A 12,422-nucleotide genomic window follows, 5' to 3' on the forward strand; every position below is an offset into this window, starting at 1 on the left:
ATTTTAATTCTTTAAGATTTTTTGAGCATCATTGTAGGTTACATATTCCATTTCTTTAATATATTCTTGAGGTAGATAAATCTTAATATCTTTTATATTTTTATATTCCAGTAACAAAATGTCGCTGAAAATAAATAGTTGAGGAATATAAATACTTAAATTGGCTTTTATTTGATGATTCTTAGTCATCATTATTTCTACTTGTTTATAAACAAAATTACGTTTTTTAGGATTTCTTAACCTGATTAATAACCAATTTTCTTGAGTTGCTGCTACATTGCCAGTATTCGCTAATTTTGATATTGTTACTTCTTGCGTACTTGCCTGACTTTTTAACTCGATTTTTATATTTTCAACAAGAGCTTGGAGTTTCTCTCTAAGAGAATTAATCTGTAACCATTCTGGAAGATAAAATGGTAAACTTTTTAGGCTATCAATAGCTGTTTGCAATAAATAGGGGTCATAATCATATTTATTGGCAGATTTTATAAAATCATTAACAGATTCATTATCCAGAATGGTGTAGCAGTAATCTGCCAAATCTTCATTTTCTAAAGTTTCATCAGGTAAATCATTTTGATTGCTACGACACCACCAACCAAGGTTGTGTCGTAGTTTACGTGAACTTATTAGCTGAATGTGATAAATTCCAGGTGGCAATGCTAAGAGAACAGTAATTTTATCTTCATTTAACGAAACTGGTGAAATTTTAATTTCTACTGGTTTTTTTTCAGGTAAAAGTAAATTCCAGCATGATAGGGAATAAACTTCGCCAGATAATAAACCAGATAGGTGAACTGCTTGATTCGCCCAAGTACAGCTAATTACAAGGGGAGAAATTTCCGTTTTTATTAAACGTTGCGGTTCCTCACCTAACCTCTGGAAATCTAAAGCATACCAATTAGAGCTAGGAGATAATAAATTATAGAAAGATGCTAGGTTTATGCATAAAAAACCTAGTGAATCTGCTTGACATTGAGAAAATATAGTTTCCTGTTTATCGTATAAATATAAACTGATAGATTCTAGAGGTAAAAGCCCTTCTATTTGAATTTCTTTTGCCCAGAACTTATCAGCAGAATCACATAAAATTGGTAATTGAGCTATTGGAGATTGATTTACCAAACTAATCTTTAAATTCTTAATCTCTGGTTTGCCAGTTATTTGATAGTTTGATTGAATTTCAAATTTATATGACCATCGATGAGATTGATTCCAAAAGCGGGCTTCATATTTACCTGGTACAGTAATCCATTTATCAAGTGGAATTGCCTGCCACCTATCGCTTGGCTGTACTATTTCAGTTGTAGTAATAAGTGTTTTTTGATGGATGATATTTTCAATAGAAATATTTAAGAATATCTCTCCTTCAATGGGCGGATACCAGAAAATGGGAATTTCTAGATAAACTGATTTTTTACCCTTCAGCTTCAGTCCTCTTAAGCTTGGCTGTTCGTCAGAAGAAGGTTTCCAGCTAATTGATCGAAATGTAGTAATCTCTTCATTAGAATTTACTATGAAAGCAATTGATGATTCTTTCGTGATAAGTGTCAGCTGTTGACCCTGCCAGCCTCTGATACTAGATGGTACACAACTATCTAGGATTTCAATACCATTACCAAAGTCTAGAATGACACCTTTAGGGGCAAATAAAATAATCTCTTTGGTTCCCCTAATGCTAGGATTAGCAGAGTCTAAATTAATGCGATCGCCTGTCCAAGCATCAAATATTAAACAGGGAAAATTGCTGGCTACTCCCTCAAGTCTCCATTCAGTTAGGCTTTTGCTACGGTGATCTAACAGTTGCCACTTCCATAGTTCAGCCACATTCCTGATGTCTACAACTTGTTCGGGAATAATTAGTCCTGGCTTTGAGGGTATAGTACCTTCCCAAGTCGCTTCTGGAATCTGGCAGAAAGTTCCACCCAAGTTATCCCACCCTTTCTTCCAAAGGTTTTGCTCTGGCAGCACTAGTTGTATATTTAAGGAGTCAGCAGTATCTAAAACTAAAGATAAAGGCTTTTGGCGACGGCTAATTATTTTACGGCTATTACCAAAACGACGTTGTTTAGGAGTTAAAACTTGAATCAGACTGTTCCAATCCCTCAAGAAAAAATTATTTGGTAAGTAATAGCTTCCCAAAAGTTTTTCGCGCTCATTGTGATCTTGCAGTGCTTCAGGTAATGTTCCTTGACGTTCAAGTTCAACAGCAACAATAGCAATACCTTGAAGTAACTTCCCGGCAATTGGCTCAAATTCCTCGTCTTCCTTCTGTGGGCAACTAGCTTTGAGAAAATTAATCAGAGTACCCCATTGAGGATGCTTTTTCTGACAAAAATATAATAGTTCTTCGGAAATATCTTCACATGAACTATGAGCAATTTCCCACCATCCATACTCATTTGAGAATTCCTGAACTAACTGAGAAAAATGAGTGAGATTTTGCTGAGGGATACCACTCTGTAACCATAAGGTTGATACGTAACGATATCCTCCTTTAGCTTGGACAATACCCAGTAGGTCAAATCCTTCACCTACAAGCTGACGTAGTGTATTTTCTAGACTTTGATTACATAAAATATTTAATTTTTGACAAAAACCATACCAAAACTTTTCTTCAACACTTGAATAATAGTAGGCATACTCTGATAGAGCAAAAGTTATAATTTTTAGCCAATTTTGTTCAGGTTCATCAAATCTTTTATGCAACTTATGATGAGTAACTGTATCTAGATTTCTCAAGTTGTAGCCTACAATATCTAGAACTTCCTCCGTGGCTTTTTGGCTAATCTGAACGCTACCCAAAAATCGCTGCCCTTTGGGACGATTGGAATGAGACCAATATGATGAAATTTTCTGCCAAAGCTGTTGAGTATGTCTTGGTTGAGAGAAATTAAAAGTAGTCATTGTTTGGTAGATAACTAACCTGGCAAAATTATTGAGTTAGATACTTAAATTTGACTAACTAGACAACTAACAAAGTTCGTTTGCTGCCTTGACAAAAAAATATCTCTATAGTTAATGTTCCCTAAAAATATTTTTAAGTAACTATTTTTACTATAAAATTCAGATTTGTACTTAAAAGCATTTTAGAGATTCGATCTAGTGCTGTTTTCATTTGGATAAGGTAACTTGAGTTGTTTGACTTATCGTATCTAAAGTGCATAGTAGCAAAAGACATTTCAGAGATTCCAATAAATGCGAGTATTGATTTAATTAGTTAAAATTACTCTAAACAACAATACCTGTAAGGCTTTGAGAGATTAATCTCAGTAGTGCTTGAATATTTTCTTTTACTTGACAAATTAAAATGCCCAAGAAGCCTGTTACTCATCCATACACTGACCTCCAGGCCTTTGAACGGTTGATGCTACTAATTGCAACTTTTGTGCGTTATCCCGGAGTAGGTAGTAGTGATTTAAATGATTCAATTGAACCAAAATCTGGAGATTCTCACGATGCACTTGCTGAGGTATTATTGCGCTTGCAAGAAGTTGCTCGTGATTGCAGTATTGATTTACCGACTTATTCGCTACACACGCTGCGAAAAGATTTGCGGACATTGCGTCGCTACAACATCCTAGACAGCCGCATATATCGTTGGGGTTATTACCTGGGAACTGGTGCAATGAGTTTGATGGAACTACAGGTTGCGTTCAATGCCTTGAGTTCGCAAGCAAAGTATCAACAAGATCCGCAAGTTAATAAGATCTACCAGATATTGATGCGAAGATTGCGGGGGCTGAACTTAGCGGATGAAATTGTGTATCCAGTGCGAGCGCAAATCAATAGAGCTATTATTTACACCGACCCGGAAGAAATGATGGCTGACAGTAAGTATCGTGGCACCCTTTTTGAGAAACTAGAACAGCTAGAAATCGCTATCATTCGGGGCCAGGCAATAGAAATTTATCGCAGTCGCAATGCTTATCAACAAGGTATTACTGAGTTTTTAAATATCTATCCTTTACAACTTATCTACTCAGATGTAGCTTGGTATCTATTGCATGAAGATTGCCAGAGTGGACATTTAGCTACTTCAAGGTTGGATAGGTTTACCGAACACTTTAAGTTGCTTGGCTCTAAAGAACGGAATTTAACAGAACAATGGCAAAGCCTCCAAGTCGCACATGAACTACTGGAGAATGGCTGGGGATTATATTTAGGTAAACAAGAAGAACAAAGTTTAGAGCGACAGGGCAAATTAGATTTTATTAACGTAACCGTGCGCTTCTTCCCTGATGTTATGGTGTTTATCCAAGAAGGCGAAAAACGCCATAAAAGCCAGAAAATTTCTTTTGGAGCCAAAACTCCAGATGGAAAACCAAGCTATCTTGATTACAGTCTCAAACTTCCACCGCGATCGCTGGCGGAATTTAGCCGTTGGGTTTATCGCTTTATGGGTAGCGCTCAATTCCTTACACCAAAGGAATTGGTAGAAAAACACAAGCAAGTTGCTCAGGAATTGCTCGCTCGTTATCTTTAAACTATTGGCATCTCCTTTCTTTTCTAGCCGTAATTGATTAAATGCTTGGTTAGCACGAACTAATATTCATGCTCTGGGTTTAAAGATAAATCAGGCATTAAGAACCTTGAACTTTTAATGCCGCAACTCACTACAAATCTCTACAATCTCGCACTTGCTTGCTAGGCTTATCAGCATTTGAATCAAATTCGACTTCTGACTGGGAAAACTAGTCTTCATTGGAATCCATTTCTCTGATCCTTTTTCACCCCTTCAGTCAAATAAGTTTGATTTTACGGGTATTGAAGAGCCAGCAACACTAAGCAGCAGGTGCGATCGCGCTTAGGCAGCTTCCTTCATCACACTTTCAATAAATCGCCAGGGGTGTTTTCTAATAGTTTGAATCAGGTTTAACGCTCTGCGAATAACTTATTAAGCAAATCAGCTAAACGATAGCCCGCCAGACTCATCCGACGTTCTGCAATTGGTTTGCTATTAGCAACATAATTTAGTGGTAAAAGCTTTCCATCATTTCTATCAAGGCTGCCAGACAGTCTTCCATTTAGATACGCTTGTTGTTTAGCCAGATTAAAACTTTCTACTTTTGCCCAGTTATCAAATTGAGTTTCCGCTAATTCTAGTATTTTACGACGTTGATAAGTGTTTCTTAGCCTTATTGCTGTGTTACGAACTGTCTGAAAATTTTCTGATCCAAGAATCAGTCCATCCCAAAACTTGTGCAAACTTATTGTTTGGCTGTCTTGATTGACTCGAATGTAGAAAAGGTTTCCACCACTATCACCTTCAGGATACTGACTCGTTATTAATTTAGTAGTATGTAATGGCTGATGCACATCTCCTACTAGATGAAATAGCCAACATATTGCAACTGCTTTTTCACTGTTACTTGCATTACTTTGAACAATAGTAATATTTTTTTTAAAAGCATAGAGAATATTTTCTTCACCTGGCTCCTCAGTTGGAATTGAATTTGAAGAGCTACCAGGCTCGTAAGGAAAATTGATGTAGTGCCACGTCTGGTGATTGAATTTTTGATTATCGCGAGCATCATCAGGCCATCGTGCAGCCCACATAAAAAAGTACAAGTTTTTATTTTCAGAATGAATATTAGATTTCTTTAGAGAATTCCACTGCTTTTGAAATTTAGAAAATTCAGGATGTTCTCTCAAAATGGCAACAATTCTATCAATCGTCTGCTGATTGCTTTGCTTGAGTTCACTGTAAGCGATCGCTCCTGAAACCATATGTCCAGCCTTATTCCATGCAAAAGCTGGTTGCTGACACAAAACCATTGCCGACAGCATCGTAACTAAAGTTAGTCTAAGCCAAAAATTTAACCTATGCATGGTATTGTTTTATAGAAAGTACGGATAGAGTATAGTTTGGGGTCAATATTTTCTACGACTAAGGTAAATTCTCACAAGATTCAAATAACCTAGCAGCGTATACATCAGCTGCACTCTTTACCCAACTAGAATTTATCCATAACAGCCAAGCAATAAGTAAAATTAGATCTATTGACAGGTAAACGAGTGTCATAGGAGGACAATTAGAGAAATGCAAGCTTTTCTGTATTAGAATTGGCCTACCCGCTTGCCATTCTGTAAAAATGCCAAATAATCCAATGCTAAAGGCACACTGGGTTCCAAGAAAAAGCGCACCGAAGGATGAAGTAATTATTCCGAGGGGTCTTACTCCTAATAGATTTCGTCGAAAACCGTAATTGCAATTTTCTTCATAGAGCAAGGAGAATTTGCTGTGGTCGCGCGTCTTAGCAATTAGGAACCGAACACAGGTATCATAAGCTTGATCTGCTAGATGCGGATCTGCTAATTCTTCGCTTTGGCTTGGCAGAGGTTGACCTGTTAAATCATGCAGTTTACTATGCCAACGAGCTAACTCTACTTTGTTTTGAGCATTGCGATGCCGTAATAAACACGTTGTAGGCTTACCACCCCAAGCAGTATACAATTCATCTTCTTTAGCTTTACCCATATCGCGAGCAAGTTGTGCTAATAACCTTAGCACCCCGAACCAAGCCAGTAAACTAATTACCCCTCCCCAAGACCAAACTTTGTCTGGAAACAATGTAAGAGCAATTAGCGCGATCGGCATTCCCGCAAACAATGCAGGTGTTAACCGAGCTTTGCGGTTATAATCATCAAAATTTTTTTCTATAAAGTCTATTAGCATATATTCGTTCCTACATTATTTTAATGTTTAAACCAAAATGTATTTATTGTCCAAATCTAATTCATTTTCAGTAATAAACCTTTATTTCTACTAAAATGCTGAGATGTTAACGCTGTTACTATTTGATTTGGTACGCTCCTATAAAAAGCAAAGTTGAATCAATAAATGCAAAAGAAACTAGCATATTTCATTTGAATTGTTCAGCGATTATACTCTTTTCCTATTGACCATGTTTCTTGGTTTTCACCAACAATAAGCATGACAGCTGGAACCCCTTCATGCTTGAGGGTCTCCACAAGATAGTTCAAAAGTCTGATGTCGTGACTGCTTGGTTTGGTTGAAATTCCTGGTGGATGCGAATGCCACTCACCAATGTAAGACACAATATTAGCTGTGCGTGTCTGTGCGGACTGGATCTGCTCCTTAAGTTTCTGAATACCACGTGTAAATCCGCTTGAATCAGCTAGACTGTCTGGAGGAGCAGGGAGAATATCGACAACAAAAATGGACTGCAACTTTTGATCTATGTAGCCAAGCAAAACACCACCAGTCTCATTCGGAAGATTTACGGAACGAAACTGCTTAACCTTTTCCTGCAAGTTAACGTTCCAGACTATTTTCCAGTTATCAACTAAAGTAGTTAAAGGAACTGCAACGGATACTGTGTCAGCGCTTATAATTCCTAATTGTGGCTCAACGTGCCATATTAAAATCGCAGCATCAGATTGCTCTCGTGTGAGCCTAACTTGTCTTGCAAGGGTTGCGGCGTGAAGCTGAAGTAAATCCGTTGGTATTACTGTTGACACGTCGCGGCATCCTGCGCCAACCCAGAGGTGTCCTTTATGTCCGTTGAGATGTTGCTCACCCCAAGCATTATTTAAGATCGCTCCGTAGTATTGAGCTTCCAGTCCGTCTATTCGGATATCACGTTTTGAATCTTCAAGAAGTAAGACAGATCCATATCCGGATGGAGTTAGAAAAACTGATGCGGCCCGTTTGAGTTGAGCGATCGCCAATTCGCGCGGTACTGCGAGTGTCGTTGTTGCATCGATCACTATATCTGCCGTTTCAACAGATGTTTTTAACTGAACATTTGACCAGTTAGTTACACTGTCAACAATGGCGAAAGCCTTTGCATAACCATGAAAATAGATTTCTTCCACCATCTGTTTGACAGCATTTGCTTTGAACTGACCAACCTGAAAATATTTAGTAGTGTGTCGGGCTAAATTGTGCGGTTTGATGTAATCAGGGTCAACAAATGTCCATGTTCCCCATGCCTGCCGATACCATATATCTGCAAGAACACTACCTAATGCCCCAACACCTGCAAGCACACCAGAAAATTCAGCAGTATCTGTAGTAATGCCCGAAGCCTGTCGTGCAGCTGCATTAGTTAAAGAGAATGTAACTTCGATCGGCCCAATATCAATAGAGCGCCAATCATCAAACGAACTTGCAATCTCAACTAATGAAGGTATTTTGTAATATTTACCATCCCTGCCATCAGTTAATACGCCACATACTTCACCCAATTGCCCAAGATTAACATTGATGTAAAAGGCTTTATACTCGCTCCGCTCTACATTAGTGCTGTCATTTCGTTGAATGGGTATTTGAAGGATGAGGAGTGTCTGACTTTCAGCTATTTTAGAAACTCCTTCCCAGCCCACGATGCGCTCGATCTCCGCACAAAGTAGATTAAACAGAGTTGCTCCCCGTGCTGCAAATTGTCCGTCAAGAGTTCCTAAATCATATGGAAAGTGTTCAACAGCACCGTGAGTTACTGGCTGAAGGGCAAGAACTATGCATGTTAACCCTAGTTGGACATTTTTTTCTTGAGAGGTCTGCAAAAAGTATCCCAAAAGAACTCTATCTTCTACTCGTTTTACGGTTAGAAAAAGGTCATTTTGTTGGATTTTTTCATCAAAATCCGGTGGCAAAATAATTTCAAAAGGGCTGCGGAAGTAAAACTGTTCAACGGGCTGGTCTTCATGGTGCAGTGTACCTTTAGCAGTTTCGGCAAGCCACCAAAGTACTCGATTTAAATGGCTTTGAGGAGTCCAGGAACGCTCAATTACTTCCCACGGTTCAAAATACAGACACAGTGAAGCAGGTTCGCCCTTATTTACATGGTTCTGGTGTGGCGTTGCAGGAAAATTTTGTCGTAACGCTCGCACTTCAGGCATTTTGGCCTCTTCAGAATAGAAGATTAACCCAATTCGCTCTCGATAGAGGATACCAATTTCATTTTTAGTTGGAACACCATCATTAGTGCAATCAACAACAAGCATTTCTGCAATTCGTTGCCCTTCTCGAACAATGCATCTTAACTCTATAAGCTCAAAGAATTTGTGTGTAGAACAAGATCTAAACACACGGTGTGAAATTGGGATTGTCAAAGTAGCTTCGGATATCTGGGCAATAGGCTCACCAAAGTCGATGTATTCATTTGACATCTAACCTGCCCTCGGTGCTGGAGAAGACACAATGATATTAACTCCATAGCTTGTAGAAGGATTCAAATTTACTCCTCCCCTAGTAATTTGGAATTCTAAAGGTTGGGGTTTTTGAAGGTTTGGCTCCTCCATAGTCACTATAAATCTTCGTCCACCAATCCGATCCAAATACCTTTTGTAGCAATTTTTGGCCTGAATATGAGGTGGTTGTTTCTGTTCATAGGCTTCTCTATTATTGTTTATCGGTTTACTTGAACTGACCAGATAAGCTTCTCGCTGGCCATACAGAAGAAGTTCTTCCACTAAAGGAACAGGAATTGTCTCCGTATCTCCTTTTTCTGAATTAAGCGCATGATGGCTACAATGATGAGGAATGTTGAACAGATTCCATTTCAGTCGATCTTCGTTGTTATGCCATTTAGTGGTGCGTACAATGTCTTCTAGTACGTCGCAGGTTGAGTCTCCTACAGCCAGATAGTTAGTTTGGACACCTGCAACTTCAAAGCGAACTTGGAAAATAAGTGATGCATCATTGCGTAAGTCGTCACCCTCATCAACGTGTTTAATAAATGGGGAATGGCAAAAGAACTCAACTCCGTCACTCGCAAGTGAAAAACCGGGAACCGTTTGCCCAGCATCGGTGATAAGGTGCCGACGCGACTCAAGTGTCAGCCCTTTTTCCGCAAGCCAACTTTTGAGCATTTCTGGCTTAGAAAAAACACGGATACCCTTGCCTTCGAGAAGGCGATGTTGTGCCTCTCGTCGCCAAATGACAAATTCTGCTCCCCGTTGCCCAATTGTGTTGGTATCGAGTAATATAGCTGCTGGAACCCATAACTCATTTATTTTGATTCGTCCGTTGCCTTGGTATTTGGCAGCGTGCCGTAATTCAAAGAATTCAGTACTGTTTGAAATGTGATCATTATCCCCGTGGGTGAGAGCCAAGACATCGTAATAATCTAGCTTTGCATTTGCTAGTTCAATTGTTAGATGATTTTTGAGGTCAATAGCGGGTTCATCCTCGTACTCGCCAATTTTTAGGTGACGGTAATCAAACAATAGGCGTTTACCATTGCTCAGAATGATTTGGCTTGTGTCGCCATTTTGTACTGGGTAAAAGATGACTTTGTGCATTGGCTGAATTAATGAGATTGAGTTTTAATTTGCAAGTTCAAAACTTATTAGTACTTCTGGTGTACTGTTTTTATTGAACAGCAGCAGTTTTGAACAACATTTACCCGCACTACACAGGCTGTTACTCTGTCCATTTCCAGAAGTAGTAAGTGTATTGCAACCCCTTATTTGTTACCTCATAGTCTCGTCGAGCAAGGTGAAGGTCATAGAGACGTTTGAGGCGATTGCTCGCTGAGTTGACAGCTAATTTGAGCAGTTCTGAAAGTTTAGGTGCAGTCAAACTGCCATGTATTGAGAGCAAATTGAGCGTTTCTCGTAAACTTAACTCTAGTTGCCCAACACACTCCCACTGTCCGTTGGGTTCAATTGCGAGAAAAGCTAGCTTGAGATGTCGAAACTCAATAGCTGCTCCTAAGTTGGCAATTGTATCCGGTGTCAATCCTTGAAGTAGAAGAGCGCTGCTAGGACACTGCCCTTGACTCATATCTTCCTGTAGTCGAATAATCGTTTCATCTAAAAACGAAACGTCTATCAATTGATTCTCAGGAAAAGATAAAAGGATGGCACTACCTTCTGGTTGTTGTTGAACATAATGCTTTAGCCGCTCAAAAGCTTGGTTTCCTTTCTGCCGTGTTAAAAAAAATCGGCCTGAGAATTCTAAGTCCTTGAACAGATCAGCAACGTCTAAAACCTTAATTACTCCTTTCCTTTCCAAACTTCACCTTTGATAAGTGACCGTTCACTAAGTTCCAGTGAACGCATATCTAAATGCTAACTACTCCTTACCTTCTTGTCAAGTTGAATACAGTTCTACTGCAATTTGAGTACCGGGAATAAAAGCTAAATTTGCACATCCTTGTATTTTTCCTGAACCAAAGCTTGTAATAGCGGCATCATGAGAGCGTAGCCATAAATTGCCTCCAGTCATACCAGCAATACGTTCTACTTGGCGTAATCCAAGACCTCCACGCCCTGTTGACCTGGTTGTTTTTCCATGCATGACTTCGATTAAGTAGCCGAGTGTATCGTTAATGTCACTACTTTTACAGTGGTTAATTAAACTTCCAGGAATGCCACAACCAAGATCCCCCACAGCTAGTCGAACGACGACTTGTCCCTGAATTTCAACTTTCTGGATTAGAACACAGCCATATCTGTCTCCACTATGCTCAAAAACATTCGTGCATAACTCAGACAGTACATTTATCAAGTTGTTTATGTGTGAGATTGATAGCCATTTGCTGTAAATGTTCTCAGCGCGGGAAACTACAGCATTGACATCTTCAATAGTAGAAACTAAAGTCAATTCCAAAAGATTGGCTGTTTTTGGATCTCGGTTCCACCGCTCTTGTAATGGACTGTCCACGTCAAACCAGTTGTTCTCTATCTCAAAGAGAGCCATCCGTTCCAAATACTGATGAACTTTTAGCTGCATACGGTTCAGCAATATTTTATTACCCGAAACCTGCCTCAAATGACGTCCGGCAATTACTAAAGCTAAGAGACCGTAAGGACGGATAAAACTCACTTGGCTCATATCAATTTCGTATGCTTGAGCAGGCGTAGTTTCCTGAATACGGTTGTAGAAAGCCTCAATAGTTCGTGCATCTGCCCCAAGAACATCAGGAACAGTTATAGTCACAGGTTGCAAGGTAACTACCTCTAAAAATAATAATTACTAAACAATATGGGTTTTTACGTAAAAATGTTTATATTTAGAAATAACCAGAATGCTCGGGTGCAACTGAGAAGCTTTTTTAATCGCTTTCTTAGAGCGAACCTACCTATGACAGATGAATTGTTCCCCAGAGATAATTTTGGGGATACTCAAATAATCGCACCAGACTGACTTTTCCCACCACTGCTTACTCAACTTTGGGGCAACTAAACTAGCTTCAAACCCACCTTCCGCACCCAGTACTGTCACAATCGGTTCTTGCGTGAGCGAATAATAATTTGGCTTAGATTCCTGCCCAAAAGATTCGCCCTCTGCTTTCAGGCGACGAATTTCCCCAATCGCTCGTCTACCTCTTGCTGATACCATTTCACTTAAAAAGTGATAAAGATAATTAAGTCAGAAATATGAGCAGAAGTTTATGGCAGGAGTCACCAAAGTAAAAATAGAAGAGTCAGCTGAGGAATTACATGAT

The 12,422-nt window shown here is 39.2% G+C and carries 9 protein-coding genes; 1 reads left to right on the forward strand and 8 read right to left on the reverse strand.

The genetic code is table 11. The features are described 5' to 3' along the window. Positions 1–3 precede the first annotated feature (3 nt). Positions 4–2,907: a chromosome partitioning protein ParA gene (locus H6G74_RS28145; protein ID WP_190970875.1), complete on the reverse strand. Its 2,904-nt coding sequence runs from the start codon at positions 2,905–2,907 to the stop codon at positions 4–6. 403 nt (positions 2,908–3,310) lie between these two features. Here H6G74_RS28145 and H6G74_RS28150 point away from each other — a divergent pair, with 403 nt between their 5' ends. After that, positions 3,311–4,486 (forward strand): helix-turn-helix transcriptional regulator, encoded by a 1,176-nt coding sequence (locus tag H6G74_RS28150; protein WP_190970876.1) that lies wholly within the window; start codon positions 3,311–3,313, stop codon positions 4,484–4,486. A gap of 389 nt (positions 4,487–4,875) precedes the next feature. Here H6G74_RS28150 and H6G74_RS28155 read toward each other — a convergent pair whose 3' ends face one another. The 7 genes from H6G74_RS28155 to H6G74_RS28185 form a co-directional block, all read right to left on the reverse strand. Then, positions 4,876–5,790 (reverse strand): S1/P1 nuclease, encoded by a 915-nt coding sequence (locus tag H6G74_RS28155; protein ID WP_242051372.1) that lies wholly within the window; start codon positions 5,788–5,790, stop codon positions 4,876–4,878. A 100-nt stretch (positions 5,791–5,890) separates the two neighbouring features. After that, positions 5,891–6,679, reverse strand: a complete 789-nt coding sequence (locus tag H6G74_RS28160; RefSeq protein ID WP_190970878.1) for a hypothetical protein — start codon at positions 6,677–6,679, stop codon at positions 5,891–5,893. A gap of 200 nt (positions 6,680–6,879) precedes the next feature. Continuing rightward, entirely contained in the window at positions 6,880–9,138 is a 2,259-nt protein-coding gene (locus tag H6G74_RS28165) for a ThiF family adenylyltransferase (protein WP_190970879.1), read from the reverse strand. Next, complete coding sequence (locus H6G74_RS28170; protein ID WP_199341152.1) at positions 9,139–10,272, reverse strand: hypothetical protein; 1,134 nt, start codon at positions 10,270–10,272, stop codon at positions 9,139–9,141. It abuts the gene before it with no gap. Positions 10,273–10,393: 121 nt separating this feature from the next. Then, a complete protein-coding gene (locus H6G74_RS28175; RefSeq protein ID WP_190970880.1) occupies positions 10,394–10,987 on the reverse strand; it encodes a hypothetical protein in 594 nt (197 codons plus the stop codon). 78 nt (positions 10,988–11,065) lie between these two features. Further along, positions 11,066–11,914, reverse strand: a complete 849-nt coding sequence (locus tag H6G74_RS28180) for an ATP-binding protein (RefSeq protein WP_313888523.1) — start codon at positions 11,912–11,914, stop codon at positions 11,066–11,068. Positions 11,915–12,052: 138 nt separating this feature from the next. Continuing rightward, positions 12,053–12,316 (reverse strand): hypothetical protein, encoded by a 264-nt coding sequence (locus H6G74_RS28185; RefSeq protein ID WP_190970882.1) that lies wholly within the window; start codon positions 12,314–12,316, stop codon positions 12,053–12,055. Positions 12,317–12,422 lie beyond the last annotated feature (106 nt).

Source organism: Nostoc spongiaeforme FACHB-130, from assembly GCF_014698475.1.
Lineage (GTDB): Bacteria > Cyanobacteriota > Cyanobacteriia > Cyanobacteriales > Nostocaceae > Nostoc_B > Nostoc_B spongiaeforme.